Genomic DNA, 19,452 nt, shown 5'->3' with positions numbered 1-19,452 from the left:
AAAAGACTATTCCAATTAAGAATAGCCAAAAAATTTAAAACAATAAAAAAACTTAAAATTTTGGCAACCCGGCGATCATAGTTTTAACCTTAGACCCGTAGCTTTGCGTCCTTACTTTTCAGTAAGTTTGCCTTTTTCAACTGAGTAAGTAGAAAGACGTAATACTATCTAACTACTTTTACTATTATAAATCAAAGATATAAAATTTCAATGTTTTTCCAAAGTATCGCAAGTTTTAATTATTCTAAGCAGTGAGTGAATTTAATTAATGACTTAAATAGTATATTAGTGGAGAGAATGATGGATAATCAAATTCATTAATTACGTTGATACTGAAATACTTTATTTCGATAAAGCTGAACTTCAATCAGTGGGGGTTATCCTTCATCCCCCACTGATTGTTAGTTTAACTTATACCACGGGCATAAGAATAACTAATCATCAGCTTTCACTGATGAAAGTTATTCTATATCGGACCTTTAGGGGCAGTTCATCCCCCACCTAAACTTTTTGATTTCCTTAAGTTTTGAGGTGGGGGTCTTACTGCCCCTTAAGAGTGGGATAAACGTAAAGGTGAATATTATGATACAATTATGATACAATCTCATTAATAAATTTTCGATAATTGATAGTATTAATTATCATTAAAGGGGTTATTTTCATGGGAAGTACATACGTTTTCCGACTTCTCGAAACTGCGGTTGTCGGTTTTATTGGTGGATACTTATTTAGTATCATCCATTTTCCACTACCATGGATGTTAGGGTCATTAACGCTTGTTATGGTTTGGCAAGGACTGATGAAGCGAAAGTCATATTGGCCTGGTTCCATAAAAAATAGTGGGTTAATTATTTTAGGTATTTATTTTGGGTTATATTTTTCAAAGGAAACATTTTTAACAGTTGGTCCCTATTTTCTCCCTTACCTAATAGCAACCTTCCTCCTTATACTCTTCAGTATTTTCCTAAGTTCAATTGTAACTAGGTGGATAAATGTCGATAACATTACTAGTGCTTTCGGTTCTATTCCAGGTGGGCTTACAGAAATGGTAATTGCTAGTGAAGCTCTAAATGCTAAATCTTCATTTGTATTAATCTTTCAAACTGTTAGGTTACTTACCGTTTTATTTCTGGTACCAAGTACGATTACTTATATTTTCAATGAACGAAGCTCTTCTAGCTATGAGTGGTCAACAGCAACGGTGTTTAGTTTTGGAAATTGGAATTTATTATGGTTTGTAATCCCTGTAGTTATGGGAATATTATTTCGAAACAAATTACCAGCCGGGACAGTAATAGTACCACTATTAATTACAGCACTTATGAACATTAGTATAATCAGCTTATCAACCCTTCCCCCTTTTTTATTAATTTTAGCTCAAGTAGCAGTTGGAATTGGATTAGGTAAAAATATTTCTTTTAGCGACTTGAGACTAGGCGGGAAATATTGTTTCGTTTATTTTGGAGTTTCTCTTGCCCTTATTTTTGTTTCGTTTGGTTTAGGAGGATTGTTAGCACACTTTACTACTCTAAATCTGTCAACGGCTATTTTGAGTATTGCTCCTGGAGGTTTAATTGAAATGGTGTTAACAGCTTCTATTATCGGTGGGGACCCTGCCATAGTTAGTGCCCTACAATTAACAAGAATCCTTGTAATCGTTATATTTGTCCCTTCATTTATAAAATGGTATTTTAAAAAAGCGGAAATACAAAACGCGGCATAACACCTCAAGAGAACTCGTTCTAGCTTCGCTACGCTTAGAGGTGGGGGTCTATGACCCTTAAGAACAAATCATTTGATTAACTTTTCTTAAGTGGAAGTTATTAAAGCTGAACTTTAATCAGTGGGGGTTTTTCTTCAGCCCCCACTGATTGAAGTTCAACTTATACCACGGGTATAAGAATAACTAATCATCAGCTTTCGCCGGCCGATGAAAGTTATTCTATATCGAACCTTTAGGGGCAGTTTATGTGCCAAAAAAATGTTGTATGAAGTTACTTTATTTAATTTTCATCCTCAATTTGATTGATCTTTTCAGCTTCAGTAGTTGAATCTGTAGGAACGTAACCATACCCTGTTTCACTAATTTCTATTGAATGTGGTTCTTGCTGATTATTTTTTAGTTTATTAATTTCTGAAGACTTTTTTTTCAAGTAAACACCTCATTTTTAAAATTAATGAATATTATTCTGCTCGGTTTTCACGAAAATAGTAAAACGATACTTTATCATTATTCCAAATGATTTCGTTATTATACTTACTAGAGTGTCACGGTTTTTTATATAATGAATACTCTGTCCTAAGGGGGTTAATAGGGGGCTCTATAACAGTTTAGTTAAAAATATTTAATCTTATCTAAAATTCACTATTTTAGGTAAGGTTTTTTTATTCAAATAATTAATAGGTTGTTATAAAATGGTTTTATAGGAGGTGTTTTCATGTATACACTAAAAGAAGCCGCAAACATTTTAGGGGTTTCTAGTTCCACGTTACGTAGGTGGGAAAAAGAAGATAAAATTACTTCAACATGAACTTCCGGAGGGCACAGGAGATACACTACCGAAGATTTATCTAACGTTAATAAAAATAAAGTTAAAAATCCTAAAATGACTATAGGATATTGTAGGGTTTCTTCTACAGACCAAAAAGATGACTTGAAAAGACAAGTTCAAAATGTTAGTCAATATTGCACTGCTAATGGTTACTCTTTCAAATTTAGGTAGTGGATTAAATTACAACAAAAAAGGATTGAAAGAGTTGATTGTTTTGATAGAGTCCAATAAAGTTGCAAATATGTGAAGGATTTCACAATGTGGAAATCGAGATCATAAACCACAGCGAAGATAAAACATACGAACAAGAGTTGGTAGAAGATATACTATCTATCATTACTGTTTTTAGTAGTAGGTTGTATGGAAGCAGAAGTAAAAAAACTAAAAAAGTCAAGGAAACTATTGAAAGTGCTTTAAGAGAATGACTTACAATGAACTTAGTTAAGGGAGGTGAAAATTTGTGATATTCAACCGAAAAAATAAGTTAATCACTACAAAAGAACAAGAATTACAGCTAGATGGACAATCAAAAATGTGCAATTGGTTATACAATCAATTATTTCAATTAGTAGAAGAAGATTATAAAAATGGTAGACAGGAAAAACTATTAAACGGGCGTAATTTAAGGAACAAAGTTCCAAAAATTAAAGCACAATCTCCGTTTTTGTACAAAGTTCATTCATCTCCTTTGAAAAATACAGCCTTACGTTTAAAAGAAGCGTATGATAGATTTTTCGATCAAAAATTAGATAACCAAAAACCAAAATTTCGTTCTTGGAAAAAGAAATGGTTTTCTCTTTTTTACGATGAACCGAACAAAGGGTTTAAACTCCTTGATGAAGGTAAATTATCTATTACTTTCGGAAAATTATCTGTTGAAGAACATCAAGAATTAAAGAAAAAAGATAAAAAAATAAAGAAACAATTGTCTACAGTAGTTACTTTAGTAGAACCGTTGGCTCTCGGAGAGAACGAAAAGGTTAAAACACTTCGTATCACGAAAGATATTGGTGGGTATTATGCTATTTTTACGATTGAAAACTCAAAAGGAATAGAAATGGTTAAGGAAAACTCTTATATCGTTTTTGACCCTAACCACAAGAATTTAGCTGTTGGTATAGATCATAAAGGACGTTCTTACGAGCTTAAAGCGTTATCTTCAACACTAAAGTATTGGGATAAGCGTATCGACCAAATAAAATCAAAACGTGATAAATGCGAACGTTTTGCCCGTTTAGTTACAACACCAAACACACAGTATTGGAAACCAAGCAAGCGTTGGAATTATTTGAATCGTGCATTAGAGCGAGCTGAACTCACTCGGCGAGAACAAATTAAGCAAGTGTTATACAGTTATGCTCATTACTTCAGTAAGAAGTACGACCATATTTTGATTGGTGATTATGTACCAACTCCAGACGTTGCAAAGCATGGTTCCATGAAACGTGCCATGTTAAATCAAACACCAATTGGACAGTTTCGTAAAATCCTTGAATGGGTTCAAGAAAAGAATAGAAAATATTATACAAAAGTTGATGAAACAAGCACTACGAAAGCGTGTTGTGTTTGTGGTCATCACGAAAAGAAAGAACCTGATGTACGAGTATTTACGTGTAAAAGTTGTGAAACAACAATGTATCGTGATATGAACAGCGTTGTTAATATTGGTAAGAAAGAAGGAAAATTATTGCCACGCTTGGGCTATGTAGGCGTGAAATCCCCTACATATACGGTTTGGTGGGATTGGAAACGACAATCTATTGTCCGTGGAAAATACCGTCAACTGGCTAGTGTAAATGAGTCACTAGGAGAAATTAAAAGAACTCTTCGCCTGAAGAAGAGTTCCTCTTAAATATTATCTAGATATGCTCAACTTTGAGTAATTTTAGGTGAGTTAAGGGAAGCGGTGAGTTAACATGCCAAAATTTAGAAGAAAGCCAGTCATTGTAGAAGCTGTTAAAATTACTAGCCCAATAACTATTGAAACGGCTGAAGGAACATTAACTGGTAAGGCGGGAGATTATTTAATAACACATGCTGATGGTACGCAATATCCATGCAATGCTGACACTTTTAAACAAACATACGAACCCATAAAGGTAGATATAAGAACATTCGTGTATAAAGTATTAAGAAAAGTAAAACATAAACTAAAAACTCAGTAAAAAATTCAAAAAGTTCAATAATCTTTTAAGGTTTACATGTAACCCTGAAGTATAATAATACTCCAGGGTTCACTTAAAAATACGACTCTTAAGTACAAGAAAAATTCAACTAAATTTTACAAATTGGGTATTGTAATGGTAAAAGTTGTTCCATGATTAACCTCACTGTCTACAAAAATTGTACCTTTATGATCATGAATTATTTTAAAACAAACCATTAATCCTAAACCATTTCCATACTCTTTTGTCGAATAAAATGGTTCTCCAAGATGTTGTAACTTTTCTTTTGGTATACCCACACCTTCATCTTGAAAATCAATACTCACCGTTTTTTTATTTTGCCTTACTCTAATATAAAGATTTCCTCCAGTTGGCATCGCTTCAATCGCGTTCTTAACAAGATTTAGAAATACTTGTTTTAACTGGTTTTCATCACATTCGACAATAATCTCGTCTGAATTAAAGTCAGTTGTTATTACAACTCGTTTATATTTAGCCTCTGTTTTAAGGAATGTTATAGTATGATTAAGGATTGAAATTAGATTTTTCTGATTAAATTTTAAGATCTTTGGTTTAGCTAATAACATAAACTCGTCTACAATAAAATCAATCCGCTCAATCTCATCTAATAATATGTCAAAATATTGTTGCTTTTCTTCTTCTATCGTTTCATCTTTTAAAAATTCTGTATATCCCCTTAACGAGGTTAAAGGATTACGAATTTCATGCGCTACTCCAGCTGCTAGTTCTCCAATAAGTGCTAGTTTTTCAGACCTTAATATCATTTCTTCAACTTTTTTTCTGTCTGAAATATCTTTACGGATTGCAACATATTGATAAGGTTTGCCTTTATCATTCAAAAAAGGAACAATCGTCGTATCTACCCAATATTCCTTTCCATCTTTCGTAACATTTTTCACTTCACCTTTCCAAATATTACCCTTTCCGATCTTCTTCCACATGTCTTTAAAAAAGCTTGGTTGATGATAGCTAGAGTTTAATATGCTATGACTTCGACCTATTAATTCTTCACGACTATATTTTGAAATTTCACAAAATGTATCATTCACATACGTAATAATTCCTTTATTATCAGTAATTGCTAAAATCGAAGAGGCATCTAATGCGTGTTTTATATCTGCCAATTCTTTATTAGTATTTGCTAATACTTTTAATGTGTTTTTTAAATTTTCTTCAGTAGCTTTTCTGTCGGTAATATCAGTGCGAATTGATATATACTGATACGGTTTCCCATGTTTATCTAAAAAAGGAACGATCGTTGTATGAACCCAGTAGTACGTTCCGTCTTTGGATTTATTTTTAATTTCACCGGTCCATACAATCCCTTTTAATATTGTTTTATACATTGTGTGAAAAAATTGTTTATGATGATGACCTGAATTAAGGATTCGATGATCCTGTCCGATTAATTCTTCACGGGTGTATTTTGATATGGTACAAAACTTATCATTCACATAAATAATTTCACCTTTACAATCAGTTATAGCGATTATTGTAGTTGCATCTAATGCATATTTAATATCAGTGGTAAAATTACTAAAAGCGTTTGTAGAATTCAATTCATTTTCCTCTCTTCCTGTTCGTACGCTATTGTCTTTTTTCTATTATGCACCACAGAAAAACACTATGTCCATAGTGTTTTTCAACAAGAAGCCAAAGTACTTTTTTGTAAATTACTAAATTGAGTAGAAAACATGACTTTGCATTTATCATTTAAAAGGGACGAAACCAAGTGGTTTCGTCCCTTTATGTTCCATAATCAGAATTTATAAATTTCTAACTTGAAAACTGTCTAGCTTCAGCGCCTTCGCTTTTCTTAAAAGTTAATAACTTGAAAATTCTACTTTAGGATATTTCCTATCCCTATGACATTTCGTAAACTTTTCAAGTACAGTTCATAAATCTCATTTGAGTTGTTTTCGTTTTTTTCCATAATGACAAATAAATGTATTATGAACCGGGTGTATGGCACATGGTCGTCTCGTTAACTTCCTTCTTCAACTTCTCCTCGGATCGCTCGATACACTGCATTTCCTTCTGAATAATTGTAATATTACAATTATTTATTGCACTTGTTACTTATTCAGGTTCTTCATAAAGAGAGATAATTGCAGGGTTCAATAATGAAGTATTAGAAAAGTCTAAATTTTCTAGTGGATGTCCATTTGTATAAGACATTATTTCTTCTTCAATTTTTGTTAGATCTACATTAATATTGTCAAAGTTTTCATTACTGACACTTAATTCAGCAACTTTATCACGTAATATTTGACGAGTTTCGGTTAATATATAAAGCTTTTCTAACTTTTCAAAGTAAGTTAAAGAGTTTTGTTCCATACTGCTCCTCCTGATTATAAAGTTAAACAACACTGATTTTATAAGTATTACCACTACAATAACGAGATATGAATTATTTTTTACCGATATACCGAATTTATTCGATTGATCGTAAAAAGTAAAAATTTCTTGATTCAACTTTTACTGAGTAAAATTCATAACTAAATGGTGCTACATAAGTCTAAATGTTGTTGGAAACGATCTTTATTCAACAACATTTAGTATCAGAGTAGCAAAAATAAACAATTATGAAATTCATTAGCTAGGAAAAATTAATAAGAGTCTATTAAGGAAGGTGATAAAATCATGGAAATCGATGCTATTAGAGATCAAATTACAATTGAAGATGAAAATGGCAATATGAAGGACTACAATGTTGAGGGGTTATTCGATATGGAAGATAACTCTTATGTTTTACTTTCGGATGATGGTGAAACAATTCTTATGAGGATTGAGGATCAAGATAACGAACAATTTTTAGTGGGGATTACAAACCCAGACGAGAGAGACTCCATTTTAACTGCTTATGAACTCGCAGTAGAGGCAGAGCCGACAGAAATCCAATAAAGCTGAACTTCAATCAGTGGGGGGTTTTCCTTCATCCCCCACTGATTGTTAGTTTAACTTATACCACGGGCATAAGAATAACTAATCATCAGCTTTCGCCAAACCTTTTTCATCATCAAAACAACACCTTTTATAATGGAAGAAACTTCCTAACTTATAGTTACGTAATATCAAAATTTTGTAAGACATATTAAAAAAAACAAAACACATAATAGTCTTGTTTCAAAAAACAAATTCAATTTGGAGGTTAGATCTTATGAACACTATGATGCCACAAGGTACTTCGATCCAACAAATTAATGAATGTCGTCAGCAAGCTCAACAATTAATGCACCAAACTCAACAAGGTACTCAACAGTACAAACAAATGATGCAGCAAGAACAACAGAACATCCAAATGTTAGAGCAATTACTTCAACGCGAAAGACAAGCAGTTCAATATATTCAACAGTCTTTACAAGGGCATGACCAAGCTCTAAGACAGTGTCAACAAATTATCCAAACATGTAATCAAATAGAAAGTCAAATTGGGCATCAACAAACGAGCATGATACACTCATATCAACCAATACACCAACCAGCTCAACCTTCTATGATTAATCAGATGCAACATCAAATGGCTAGTCAACCACAATACCAAATGAGCAATATGCAACAACAATAACGATTAAATAGCTGGCTTTATTAGTCAGCTATTCTCCCCTACCCCCTTTTGTAAATTCATGCATTTTCTAATTGATGATTCCTAAGATAAAATCATGTTTTTTTACTAAACTTAAATCAGTTAGTTTTTTTCATCTCTCCCCTAACCTTTACTTTTTTCTTAAGTTTTGAGGTGAGGGGCTTACTGCCTTTAAGGGTGGGATACAATTATCGTAACCTACTAGCCCAAACATTATTTCTGTACTAGCAGTTCTTTGATTATTGTACCTTTATAACTACCAAAACCTAGCCGTTCAAATCTAAATCTATTTTCGAAAGGCCCATCGTAACAGTGACGAGAATAACGAACGATGAAATTAGTCCCGCTTTTCAATTCACCTAACGTGTATCTATAGTCTTTTGGTAGGGTGAGGATCTCTAGTACTGAAACTTATGAACTATCTTCACTATTTGTTCACACTTTAGACAAAACTACCCATTAATTCACTATCAAATATATAGGATAATAATACTATCTGTTTTAAAGGGAGTGACACATATGTTAAATACTTTGAGCTTAATAGAAAAAATTGAAGAAAAACGTCGTGAAATGCTTCAAATATCATTAAACTATGGGATTTCATCAAAACAAACTATAAAATGTAGTCAAGAACTAGATGATTTATTAAATTTATACGATAAATTAAAAAATTACACTTCAAAAACTTATGTTATCCTATCTTACTTCATAATACAGCTAATGAGTATTTAAAAATAACTTTACTTATAGAGGATGATTAATGAATGATACGCTTGTAATAATATCATTTGGAGTAGAAGCAACATAATCTGGACTCACTATATCTACCACTTCAATAGAATCAAAACCCCAGTTTACCCAAATGATTTTGATTGATACTTGTCGACAAGCGACGATATCTCGTAATTCATCCCCAATATAAAGAACTTCTGATGGATGTAATTTATGCTTTTTCAAAAATCTTTTTATAACCTGAGCTTTTCCAAAAACATTATTTGAACAATAAACCTCATCGATTGAATAGATACCTCTATTTTTAAAAAACTCTCTAATCGTTTCTTCAGTATTAGAAGAAATAACCGCTAATCTATATCCGCTGCCTACTAACTTTTCAAGCATATCTTTTATTCCTGGAAAAAGAATAAGTTGATGTGTGAATTTTTTATAAAGAGTTAAAAAATCAATAACGGCAAATGGAATTTTATATAAAGGAAATCCAAGGGCTTTGCACCGTTCTTTAATTGAAACTTTTCTTAATTTCTCAATTTTTTCTTGAGTTAACTTTTCATAGTTATATTTAACCGCTAATTGGTTTATAACTGAAATAGCTATATCCTTGGAGTCTACTAATGTACCGTCAAAATCAAAAATAATGTACTTTATCATATATAATACTTCCTCTCTGGTCGTCCTTTCCCAAGACTAAAAGGTCTTTAAAACCGTGTTGATAAGCAGGAATGTTTTATATTTTTATATCCCACGATCTTATCAATGCTAACCTAAATATTTCATCTAATTGAAAAGTAGATTGATTTAGTCCTTGATCATTTGGAAAAGCTTGATTTGATAATCTCTCTAACTCGCTTTCAATGTACAAATTAACAATATCAAAATGAATACTACCCTCGCTTTCATCTCCTTTCTTCCTTTTAATGAGTTGTTCGATTTCTTTATTTATTGGTTGATATAAATCAATTCCATTTATTAACTCATTGACTTCAATAGGTGGGAATGAGTTATTTTTTTCTAACCAAAGGCTTGCAAGTAATGGTCTAATCACGTTAATATAGTGTTTTATTTCCTCATTACCTTTACGTTTACATACCTAATTCCTCTTAGTCATATTCAAATAGTGGAAAAAACATGTTTTTCTAGAATACATCCACGGTATAATTCTTCTTAGTTCTGCCACAATCATAGGATCTTCCAAATATACAACGGATGATGAAAGCCATTCTAACAATGTTGGATTTGATTTCTTCATTAGATAAAGTGCCTTACGTAAATCCCAACCATGTATATCTAACTTATTATTTATAGGAAATGATAACACATCATTTTTGGAATCAATTGATAAATACCAATCAATTGGCTTTATGTATATAAACCGAACATCAAAGTCACTCAGTGACGTATGTAAGCCAGCTGCTCTACTACCTGCTTCACAGGCAAAGATAACTTTAATACGATGTACCTCTTCTAGTTTTGTTAATGTAGACATTATAAGGTCTTCCATAATATATTTACCTCATTCTTATTCACATAGAAACTTACTAATTAAAATAGTAAAGACAGTGCACTTATGACACCGTCTCCTTTTCAACATCTATTTTAAATCAAAATTCCATTTTCTAAAATAGTAATTCATACACTTCGCTAAGTTCGTGAGCTCTTTTATCATCTTGCTCTTTTTTTGCATAATTTATTTCATTTTTTAACACTAAATCTAATACTGCCATCTCAGCCTCATTTAGATCATTAACAAATTCACCTTCGTCTTTATACTGATTTTCTTTTAACTTAGCATAAATTTGTTGGCAACTTTCATATTTTTCTGTGTAATTAGATAAAGACTCACGTAAATATCCTAATGTTACATCCATCTGTACTACCTCCAATTATTATATATTGTGTTGATTACAATATGTATCAACAATCTTTTCTATTTGTTCTGTTTCAGGAAACTCTCCTTGAAATTGAAATTTTATTTCTTCAACATACGTACCACTTTTATAGACATGTACTGCTCCAACCTGACTGATCACACTGTATTCTGGTTCAAATCGATAACCATTTCGATCGATCGCTCCCAATCCATACAACTCCTTTACTATCATTCAACAATATAATTATTATGACTCAAAAATGAAAAATTATCGTTCATATACAAGTATTTTAATGAGTGTTCTAAAATGTATTTTGAAAACTGTATCTAGGCGCATTAATCGTACAAACTAGATATAGTTTGTTGTATTTAATAAATTAAATAAATATTACCTAGTTAAAGCATATTAAAAGTGTAAAAGAAACTAATAAAGGGGTATGAAAATGGATTTTATATCAAGAGAAGCTATCATTCGTGAAATGACTGAATCATTACCAAGCATGATTGACCAGTATGAACTAGAAGATATTGGAGTATTTGAAGAAGAAGGCGAAGATGATCGATACTATTTTGGCTTTACAATACGTAAGAACGGTGATGTTTACATGATTCACCAACCATTTAAAAAAAATCATGAAGGTAAATTAGCACCAATTGACTCTAAATGGGTAATCGAGTGTGATGAAGGAGACTCCACAGGTTATAACAACCTTGACGATGTTTTCGACTATATTAAAGAAGGAATTAAACATTAAATTTAAAATAATTTAACGATAACGGCTGCTTATTTTATATAGGCAGCCAGTATTAACAAGTTCTTGAGATTTCCTACAAACCGATATACTCCAAGGCTAATTTAGCCTATTATTTATGAAAATTGTTAAAGTATCTCATCTACTTATGCTTGTTTAATTTCACTAATATTATTTTTTCAAGTAGTGACCAAGGTAATATATTCTTCCAAAATATCATTGACTTTACTCCGCTCCCTACTTGATAACGTAGCTTTGGATTTCTTGCTTTAGATATTTTTTCAATTAATAAAACAACTTTGTTTGGGTCTGCGGCTTTTTTAGCTGTTTTATTAGCTTCATTAAAAATTAATTTCATAAAACCATGATAATCTTGTTGCTCTGGAAGTTGAACTTCACTTAAACTTTTCTTCCAAATATCCGTTTGAAAAGAACCAGCTTCAATGATACTAACATATATATTAAAAGGTAATAATTCCAATCGAAGTGATTCACTAAAACCACTTAAGGCAAATTTCGATGTCGCATAAGCCCCCAAACCAGGGAAACCAAAACGACCGCTAATGCTGCCAATATTTATGATTTTTCCTTTCCTCCTTTCTCTCATCATAGGTAAAAAAGCTTTTGTAACAGAGACAACGCCTAAGACGTTTGTCTCTAATTGATATTTCCAATCGTTAATGGAGAGAAGTTCAGTCATCCCCCCACAGCAGTAACCTGCGTTATTAATTAAAATATCAATTTTATGATATCTTTGTTGAACATAGTTTTTTATTTCATTAATTTCTTGATCTTTGGTAACGTCTAATTGTAAAACATCTATATTGTTTAATATATTGTTTTTCTTGGCTTCTTCTATTAATAAATGTTTTTTATTTAAGTCTCGCATTGTAGCAACAACAAAGTAACCCTGTTTAGCTAAATGCAGCGTAGCTAAATAACCAAACCCACTGTTTGTTCCGGTTATCAACACAATCGTTTTTTCCATTTTCGTCACTCTTTCTTTAAATCTATTAAATATATATTAGTTAATAAATTTCATAATTGCTTATTTTCGGTAGTCTTGATACTAAATGTAGCTCCTTTTAGGTAGTTAAGCATAAATATTAAATAAAGATTTTCTTTATAGTACAATTGCAAAAAATTATCACAGTTCCTTATAATAAATTTTTTCTGCAAAAAGAAAACCTAACCTTACATTCCATTCCATTTTAGGCTAGGATGAAATAGTCCGATAAGGTGTCGTTTATACAATAAGTTAACTTCGCTTAAGTTAACACCACTACTATAAAATGTCAATTATATTTGGTATTCTTATTGAATTCTTATGTACACTGACTACACAATTAAGAGTGAGAAGAAAAAAGGAGTAAGGATCTCTGATTTTTCGTCCTTACTCCCTTATTTACAACTAAATAAGTCTTACACCCTTCGTCTGTTTTTTTATTATTTCATCACGCTCCCCACCATCGGAAAGCTCTTCAGAAAACTCATGGTCTTCTTTCGGGACATATTTTGAAGCTTTTATATCTCCAGGTGTCATATTGTTATTTGGTGCCGCTTCATTATTTAGTTTACTCATTTCAAACCCTCCTTTAGGTTTTTATTATTTCCAAAATCGTATGAATAATTTTTACCCAAGAAAAGCGCAAGGCGCCCACCTATCGGCGACAAACACTGGAAGACCGGCTCGTAGCGGTCGGGTTTTTGACCGAAAGAGAAGGTCTGAAGTGATCGAGCCGATGGCACCTGGAGCTAGACAGTTTCCAAGTTAGAAATTTATAAATATTGATACTATAAAAAACAAGAGCCTTTGAAAATTAGGGCTCTCGTATATATTATTTAATTTTTTTCGGAATATATTAAGGATTTCTTTTAATTAATTCCTTTTGTAACTCTTCAACTCCTATGATCATTAATGCATATAGCTCCTCATCAGAAAAGCGGTCTTTTAATTGGTCTACTAATTGAAGTTGTTCATCTATCGTTAAAGCAATTTGAAACTGATTTGAAATATCGTTCAATTCTTTAATAGAAAAATTATTCAAAATAACTTTAACTCCCTCTTCTTTTGTAGAAAATGGTAGATGTTCAAGATTTTCTTGTGTTGGATTTATCTGATGGTTTTCCATAAACTCTTTAACTAGCTCAGTAATTTCAGAGTTACTTAATAGTTCATCCACAATCTGATCATCTAATAAATCATTAATTACGTTTTCTATTAATTTATCTGATACCACATTAATAAAAAAATCATAAGCATACTTTCCTAAAACGACAAGACAAACAATAATTGAGAATGTAATAAATAGCTTTTTCATTCTTGTCTCCCTCAAATCATATTTATTTAATATTTAACATACTAAAACCGATTTGGGAAGAGCCATAATTTACTAAGATACCTTGTAAATTTATCACTTCAAATAAAAACTACCTGATGAGGTTCGAACTTTTACTTTATGACTTTCTGAACCAATTGTTCCTAAAATACGATTATTCGACTTTTCCTCAAAATTCATACCAGGAATATGAACATTTCCATTACCCGAGCTTCCTAGGAAGTCAATAATGGCTGAGCTTGGCGAATTAGTAAACTTTACTTCGACACTACCACTTGAGGTATCTGCTGTAATATCATTAGTTAGTTCTTCGTTTACTATCGTAATTTCACCTGAGCTCGAACTAGCAATTATATCTCCTTCAATGTCAGATAAATTAATTCTTCCAGAAGAAGAAGTAACCGCTAACTTTTCCGTAATAACATTTGATAAAGATATAGTTCCACTACTTGCTGTAACAGCTAGAAACGTTGCTACACTATCTTTTGCCTCAATTCGACCACTTGAAGCTTCTAATTTAAGATTTTTTTCTACAAATAAATTTATAACTTCAATTTTTCCTGAACTTGCTCTTATATCAAAGTTCTTAGCTTGTAAATCTGTTGCGATAACCTTCCCTGATGAAGAACTGATACTAATAGAATCGTAAAGCTTTTCTGGAACATAAATGTTAAGTTGCATATTTATTCTCGTAGCTCTAAAATTAAATCCGGTTCTTATTGGACTTTTATTTTTCATCCCAACTTGCAATATATCATTATTTTTTTTCACTTCAAGAGTAAATTTTTTTTTATATTTTTCACTTACTTTACCTTCAAACTCAATCCTTATGTCATTATTTTTTGTAGGTTTTATAAGTACTGGATGTGATGAGATGCTTACATCGATGTTTGATATGTTTCTTCCGTCAATCACTTCATACTCATTTATATTCACAACTTTATCCGAAAACAATCCAAAAAATGGTTGGTTAAAAGTTATAACTAAAGCAAACAAGCCAATGACTATTAATGATAAACCTAAAAATGTTACTTTATTCATCTATGCTCCTCCTAAATTTTTATAGTGCCTCGTCATTCTTCCGATAGCCTCTCGTTCATATATAGTTTACTTTCCTTTCTTATTAGATAGAATGAACTTCAGATATATTTATTGTAAGACTAAAGGCTTATAACTTAATATCAAGCAACGAATGATTAGAGATCGAAACATATCGCTCTTTAGATTTATCAAATGAAAAAGATGAAAGAATGCAACTTGTCAGCTTAAATTATTAAGTTGAACTTCAATCAGTGGTGGGGTTTTCGTTTATTTCACACTGAGTGTTAGTTTAGGTAATACACATTAACTGGCTAAGGATAAGTAGCTATCTTAACATTAAAATCAGGTGGTCTTAGAGCCTCAACAGAGTTTAATTAATTCAAGATTTCAATAAGTAGAGAAGTATTTTTTTCCATACTCGTTTTTAACGTTATCATTTGTTCTTCTGTTAACTTCATAAAATCTCTCCTAATAAAACATCATTCATAACAAATTCCAATTATGTAAGAGAAAGAAATGTATAAAGAGAATATTATTTTCAAAAAATAATTCAGAAAATTACTGTAGAGGAATGATCTTTTTGAAAAAACTATTTGTATTTATGTTAATCTGTTTGTTTTTATTAATGTTAACTGGCTTTGAAAGTCAAAATGATCTTGAAATAACTGATGTAGAAACGACGCTAATAAAAGCAGAGCACATACTACGTTATGATATAAAGATAAAAAATCTAACAGGTACCCGATTAGTTCCCGTATTTGATTATCCTGGGCATTACTATTATGGATTCGAGATTGTCATTAAACCAAATAAAAAGTTAGCATCATTAATGGTAATGGATGATAATACGAAATATAAAAAAATGATGTTTAGAGGCGGAGGAGCAAGTGGTTTTTTAGAGCCTGGTGTCGATACAACCTTTAGTGTCGAGTATCAAATAAAAGATGACTCAGATTTGGAGAAAGTAAAAAAATATGCATTTGATTCAACATTATTATTTTTAGACGGGACAAAAGTAATTGCAGAATTCCCACTCAAGAAATTTGACTAATCCAGAAAAACCTAACCACCAAATCTATTAGAGATCATAAGGAATTGATGAAAATCAATAGTTTAGTTTACTAAGCAAAAATTTGCTTTTTTAACGGACAGTAGATCCTCTATTTTGAAAATAACACGCAAATTTTAGATTTCGCGGACAGAGGATCCGCTATTTAATCTTATAATGTCATTCTTTTAATGATTTTGATCAAATAAGAGATCTGATGTCCGCGAAAGTTTAATTAGATCGAATTTTTCAAAAATAGCGGAACCTGTATCATAAAGCTGAACTAGTGGGATAAAAAATTAGCAAACATAGTTATTATGAGGCTTAGAGATAATTTTTTCTCCAAGTCTTTTTAATACACCAGAATTTATAAATTTCTAACTTAGAAACTGTCTAACTCCAGCGCCTATCGCTCGTGACCAAGGCGCTTGCGCTTTTCTTGGTGTGAATTACTTTTTATAAATTTGACTTTTTAGATCAAATAGATTGCGTAGTTGTTTATAGTACAAATCGTTAAGTTTTACTTGATTTAGATTTTTCGTTTCGAATATGTGTTTCGATAACCAGTTACAAGCCTTACGATAAGCATTAGTTGTTATTTTTAGACTTTCAGTTTGATTGTCAGAAACATAGATTTGTATTTTTGCGGTAATTGTAGACATTACCCTCACCACCTTTCACTAACTAAATTATCCCAAAATTTTAGTGAAAGTTAAATAACTAAAATAGAGAAAGGAGTGACAAGGTGGAAGTTTCAGATACTTAATATGGTACAAAATCTTACGATTTTAACGTACCATACCGTATCTGACGGCAATTCCTCCCCAACTTATCGTTGGGCTATGCCCTTCACACGATTGAAGTGGGGGTATCCTTGCCGATTTTACATGAAATCTGTTCCAAGTGATTGATGACAAGTTTTTGACGGTCAAATGGATGGTTTTGAATTAACTTCGCCTTACCCTCTATCTTGTTGATTTTTAATCTAAATCCTTGAACATCCTTGTTCATACGAATAAGAAAATCAGCATCTACATCCTGTAATTTATCGTTGTAAGCTCGATACCATGTTGTTAACGGCACTAAACAGAGCTTTTACTGAAGAGGTCATAATATCAGTGTCAATTCCGCACCCCCAATATACAGCACCATTCTTTGCGGTAATTCCTACATAAGATACAGCGTTTGATCCTGAGCCTATTTCTAACGCATGCTGCTTATAGACCAAATCCGTATAACCGATACCCAGTTTGGTTTTAAGTGCGTTACTGATAGCATCAAGCCTTCCATTTCCCACACCAGTAAATTCATGTTCTTCATTATTCATCCGGATCGATATGATCGTTTCATAATGACCATTTTGAGTGTATTTGTAACGGATTAATTCTATAGGGGTATTAATATTCACATATTCGTTGATGAAAATGTTATAGATTTCATTCGGCATAAGTTCCTTGTGCTGATGATCTGATACATTTTTTACACTATATCCAAAACTCTCACGCATTTCGAAAGGTAGATCAATTCCATATTTTTGCTGAAGAATATAACCGATCCCTCCCTTACCGGATTGACTGTTAATTCGGATGATATCTCCTTCATATTCTCTTCCAATATCCATAGGATCAATTAATAGATAAGGTACAGTCCAATACTGACATTCTTTTTCCTCGCGCCATTTCATACCTTTTGCAATGGCATCTTGATGGGAACCTGAGAATGCAGTAAAGACAAGTTCACCACCATATGGATGTCTTTCGTGAACCTTCATTCTTGTTAATTTTTCGTATTTGGAAATAATGGTAGGGATATTTTCAAAATTCAGCTTTGGATTTACCCCGTGTGAAAACATGTTTAATGCAAGCGTTACGATGTCCACGTTCCCTGTTCTTTCTCCGTTTCCAAACAATGTTCCTTCGACCCTTTGTGCTCCAGCAAGCATCCCTAGCTCGGCATCTGCTACCCCAGTTCCTCTGTCATTGTGTGGATGAAGTGATAGGATGACATTATCACGGTAGCTTAGATTGTCACTCATATACTCAATTTGACTTGCGTAAACGTGAGGCATGGACATTGATACAGTAGCTGGTAGGTTTATAATTACCTTGTTATCAGCTGTCGGCTGCCAAATATCAAGTACCTTATTGCAAATTTCAAGCGCAAACTCCATTTCTGTACCCGTAAAACTTTCTGGAGAATATTGAAATTGAAAATTCCCTTCAGTTTCAGCAGCATATTTCTTAAGCATTTTTGCCCCAGTTACTGCAATATCGATAATTTCTTCCTTAGATTTTCTAAATACTTGCTCACGCTGTGCCACAGATGTGGAATTGTATAAGTGCACCACTGCTTTATTTGCACCCTGTAACGCTTCAAATGTCTTTTTAATAATATGTTCTCTTGACTGTGTTAAAACTTGAATTGTCACATCATTCGGAATCAAATTTTCTTCAATTAATGTACGTAAAAAAGCAAATTCAGTTTCAGAAGCAGCTGGAAAACCTACTTCGATTTCCTTGAAACCTACTTGTAAAAGCAACTGAAAATATTCTAACTTTTCCTCTAGACTCATCGGGACGACCAAAGCCTGATTTCCATCACGAAGATCCACACTACACCATGTAGGAGCTTCTGTAATATACTCCTTCTCTGTCCATTTCAAGCTTTGTACTGGGGGCATAAAGTAACCTCTAGAATATTTATTCGTATTTTTCATTCTGACTCCCACCTTCTCATTAATAATTGTTTGTTTATTAAAATAAAAAAAGCGCAAGCGCCTTGGTCACGAGCAGCTGCTCCTGTGCCACTTCGTTTGCTCGTTGCAAAGCTGCTTCGAAGTAATCCAAGTAGTAGCTTCACTGGGGCGGCCTTTGACAGAAGCCGTTCTTTGGCTTCTTACGTGCTTCTGCGTCTTCAAGTACTGCTTCGTAGTAAGCTTCCTCGAAGCAAAGCTGCATGAAGCTAATCAACGAAGAATTTCAAGCGGTAATTGAAGTCAGTTGCTTGACTGAAGTGACCGAGCTCGTAGGCGCTGAAGCTAGACAGTTTCTAAGTTAGAAACTTATAAATTCTGATACTGTAAAAAAGCCCCGTCTCTATAAAAATATAGAGACGAGGCATTACTCGCGGTACCACTCTAATTGATTAATCATAATAATATTAACCCACTCATTTTCGGTGGCTATCACCACCTATCTAGATAACGGTAGAAAACCGACATCCCCTACTGATTATATTCAGGGAGTAGCTCTTGGATGAGTTCAAAGGTTATAACTACCGATTCTCACCAACCATCGGCTCTCTGACAAGTTTATCAATCCTTTTACTATTTCCAATCTTTGCT

Annotated in this window: 21 protein-coding genes, 2 pseudogenes, 1 riboswitch and 1 other annotated feature (1 of these 25 only partly in view); of the genes and pseudogenes, 9 read left to right on the top strand and 14 right to left on the bottom strand. The window is 32.5% G+C overall.

What is annotated here, in order from left to right; translation table 11 throughout:
* Positions 1 to 59 precede the first annotated feature (59 nt).
* A riboswitch (cyclic di-GMP riboswitch) is annotated at positions 60 to 142 on the bottom strand.
* A gap of 519 nt (positions 143 to 661) precedes the next feature.
* Positions 662 to 1,723: an AbrB family transcriptional regulator gene (locus BKP45_RS13815; protein ID WP_071390280.1), complete on the top strand. Its 1,062-nt coding sequence runs from the start codon at positions 662 to 664 to the stop codon at positions 1,721 to 1,723.
* A gap of 280 nt (positions 1,724 to 2,003) precedes the next feature.
* Here BKP45_RS13815 and BKP45_RS22615 read toward each other — a convergent pair whose 3' ends face one another.
* Complete coding sequence (locus BKP45_RS22615; protein ID WP_169824127.1) at positions 2,004 to 2,153, bottom strand: hypothetical protein; 150 nt, start codon at positions 2,151 to 2,153, stop codon at positions 2,004 to 2,006.
* Positions 2,154 to 2,438: 285 nt separating this feature from the next.
* On the opposite strand from BKP45_RS22615, the pseudogene BKP45_RS13810 reads away from it, so the two are divergent.
* The 3 genes and pseudogenes from BKP45_RS13810 to BKP45_RS13800 all read left to right on the top strand — a co-directional run bounded on the left by BKP45_RS13810 (position 2,439) and on the right by BKP45_RS13800 (position 4,717).
* Positions 2,439 to 2,977 (top strand): annotated as a pseudogene (locus tag BKP45_RS13810) (recombinase family protein).
* Positions 2,978 to 3,012: 35 nt separating this feature from the next.
* A complete protein-coding gene (locus BKP45_RS13805) occupies positions 3,013 to 4,404 on the top strand; it encodes an RNA-guided endonuclease InsQ/TnpB family protein (protein WP_071390279.1) in 1,392 nt (463 codons plus the stop codon).
* Between the two features lie 64 nt (positions 4,405 to 4,468).
* Positions 4,469 to 4,717: a hypothetical protein gene (locus BKP45_RS13800; protein ID WP_071390278.1), complete on the top strand. Its 249-nt coding sequence runs from the start codon at positions 4,469 to 4,471 to the stop codon at positions 4,715 to 4,717.
* A gap of 116 nt (positions 4,718 to 4,833) precedes the next feature.
* Here BKP45_RS13800 and BKP45_RS13795 read toward each other — a convergent pair whose 3' ends face one another.
* Together BKP45_RS13795 and BKP45_RS13790 are read right to left on the bottom strand one after the other, a co-directional pair.
* Positions 4,834 to 6,297: a PAS domain-containing sensor histidine kinase gene (locus BKP45_RS13795; protein WP_071390277.1), complete on the bottom strand. Its 1,464-nt coding sequence runs from the start codon at positions 6,295 to 6,297 to the stop codon at positions 4,834 to 4,836.
* 520 nt (positions 6,298 to 6,817) lie between these two features.
* Entirely contained in the window at positions 6,818 to 7,075 is a 258-nt protein-coding gene (locus BKP45_RS13790; RefSeq protein WP_071390276.1) for a hypothetical protein, read from the bottom strand.
* Between the two features lie 306 nt (positions 7,076 to 7,381).
* Here BKP45_RS13790 and BKP45_RS13785 point away from each other — a divergent pair, with 306 nt between their 5' ends.
* The 3 genes from BKP45_RS13785 (at position 7,382) to BKP45_RS13775 (ending at position 9,056) form a co-directional block, all read left to right on the top strand.
* Positions 7,382 to 7,642, top strand: coding sequence for a DUF1292 domain-containing protein (locus BKP45_RS13785; protein ID WP_071390275.1), 261 nt, complete (start codon positions 7,382 to 7,384; stop codon positions 7,640 to 7,642).
* A gap of 256 nt (positions 7,643 to 7,898) precedes the next feature.
* On the top strand, positions 7,899 to 8,306 hold the full coding sequence (locus tag BKP45_RS13780; protein ID WP_071390274.1) for a hypothetical protein: 408 nt from the start codon (positions 7,899 to 7,901) through the stop codon (positions 8,304 to 8,306).
* 537 nt (positions 8,307 to 8,843) lie between these two features.
* Complete coding sequence (locus BKP45_RS13775) at positions 8,844 to 9,056, top strand: aspartyl-phosphate phosphatase Spo0E family protein (RefSeq protein ID WP_071390273.1); 213 nt, start codon at positions 8,844 to 8,846, stop codon at positions 9,054 to 9,056.
* A gap of 12 nt (positions 9,057 to 9,068) precedes the next feature.
* On the opposite strand, the gene BKP45_RS13770 is transcribed toward BKP45_RS13775, so the two are convergent.
* From BKP45_RS13770 to BKP45_RS13755, 4 genes and pseudogenes are all read right to left on the bottom strand, one after another.
* Positions 9,069 to 9,710 carry an HAD-IA family hydrolase gene (locus BKP45_RS13770; protein WP_071390272.1) on the bottom strand — a complete coding sequence of 214 codons (642 nt, stop codon included), beginning with the start codon at positions 9,708 to 9,710 and terminating at the stop codon, positions 9,069 to 9,071.
* 76 nt (positions 9,711 to 9,786) lie between these two features.
* Positions 9,787 to 10,560 (bottom strand): annotated as a pseudogene (locus BKP45_RS23040) (nucleotidyltransferase domain-containing protein).
* Between the two features lie 115 nt (positions 10,561 to 10,675).
* A complete protein-coding gene (locus tag BKP45_RS13760) occupies positions 10,676 to 10,927 on the bottom strand; it encodes a sigma-G-dependent sporulation-specific acid-soluble spore protein CsgA (RefSeq protein WP_071390271.1) in 252 nt (83 codons plus the stop codon).
* 18 nt (positions 10,928 to 10,945) lie between these two features.
* Positions 10,946 to 11,137 carry a YbxH family protein gene (locus BKP45_RS13755; RefSeq protein ID WP_071390270.1) on the bottom strand — a complete coding sequence of 64 codons (192 nt, stop codon included), beginning with the start codon at positions 11,135 to 11,137 and terminating at the stop codon, positions 10,946 to 10,948.
* Positions 11,138 to 11,372: 235 nt separating this feature from the next.
* On the opposite strand from BKP45_RS13755, the gene BKP45_RS13750 reads away from it, so the two are divergent.
* Positions 11,373 to 11,684: a DUF5634 family protein gene (locus BKP45_RS13750; protein WP_071390269.1), complete on the top strand. Its 312-nt coding sequence runs from the start codon at positions 11,373 to 11,375 to the stop codon at positions 11,682 to 11,684.
* Between the two features lie 139 nt (positions 11,685 to 11,823).
* Here BKP45_RS13750 and BKP45_RS13745 read toward each other — a convergent pair whose 3' ends face one another.
* The 4 genes from BKP45_RS13745 to BKP45_RS13730 form a co-directional block, all read right to left on the bottom strand.
* Positions 11,824 to 12,669 (bottom strand): SDR family oxidoreductase, encoded by an 846-nt coding sequence (locus BKP45_RS13745; RefSeq protein ID WP_071390268.1) that lies wholly within the window; start codon positions 12,667 to 12,669, stop codon positions 11,824 to 11,826.
* 423 nt (positions 12,670 to 13,092) lie between these two features.
* Positions 13,093 to 13,263, bottom strand: a complete 171-nt coding sequence (locus tag BKP45_RS22610; protein ID WP_169824124.1) for a hypothetical protein — start codon at positions 13,261 to 13,263, stop codon at positions 13,093 to 13,095.
* A 280-nt stretch (positions 13,264 to 13,543) separates the two neighbouring features.
* Positions 13,544 to 14,002, bottom strand: a complete 459-nt coding sequence (locus BKP45_RS13735) for a hypothetical protein (protein WP_071390266.1) — start codon at positions 14,000 to 14,002, stop codon at positions 13,544 to 13,546.
* Positions 14,003 to 14,095: 93 nt separating this feature from the next.
* Positions 14,096 to 15,061, bottom strand: a complete 966-nt coding sequence (locus tag BKP45_RS13730) for a DUF4097 family beta strand repeat-containing protein (protein ID WP_071390265.1) — start codon at positions 15,059 to 15,061, stop codon at positions 14,096 to 14,098.
* Positions 15,062 to 15,641: 580 nt separating this feature from the next.
* Between BKP45_RS13730 and BKP45_RS13725 the strand changes: the two genes are divergently transcribed.
* Entirely contained in the window at positions 15,642 to 16,112 is a 471-nt protein-coding gene (locus BKP45_RS13725; RefSeq protein ID WP_071390264.1) for a hypothetical protein, read from the top strand.
* A gap of 446 nt (positions 16,113 to 16,558) precedes the next feature.
* Here BKP45_RS13725 and BKP45_RS13720 read toward each other — a convergent pair whose 3' ends face one another.
* The 3 genes from BKP45_RS13720 to BKP45_RS22605 form a co-directional block, all read right to left on the bottom strand.
* The gene (locus BKP45_RS13720; protein WP_071390263.1) at positions 16,559 to 16,771 is read right to left on the bottom strand and encodes a hypothetical protein; all 213 of its coding nucleotides are present in this window, start codon (positions 16,769 to 16,771) and stop codon (positions 16,559 to 16,561) included.
* A gap of 383 nt (positions 16,772 to 17,154) precedes the next feature.
* Positions 17,155 to 18,825 carry a 2-isopropylmalate synthase gene (locus tag BKP45_RS13715; protein WP_071390262.1) on the bottom strand — a complete coding sequence of 557 codons (1,671 nt, stop codon included), beginning with the start codon at positions 18,823 to 18,825 and terminating at the stop codon, positions 17,155 to 17,157.
* Positions 18,822 to 18,968: a hypothetical protein gene (locus tag BKP45_RS22605; protein WP_169824123.1), complete on the bottom strand. Its 147-nt coding sequence runs from the start codon at positions 18,966 to 18,968 to the stop codon at positions 18,822 to 18,824. Before BKP45_RS22605 ends, BKP45_RS13715 begins: the two co-directional genes overlap by 4 nt.
* Positions 18,969 to 19,213: 245 nt before the next feature.
* Positions 19,214 to 19,452, bottom strand: a binding site (T-box leader); it runs 5 nt beyond the window's last position.

The organism is Anaerobacillus alkalidiazotrophicus, from assembly GCF_001866055.1.
Note: the sequence above shows the minus strand (reverse complement) of the source record. Positions and strands in the feature narration are given on the sequence as shown.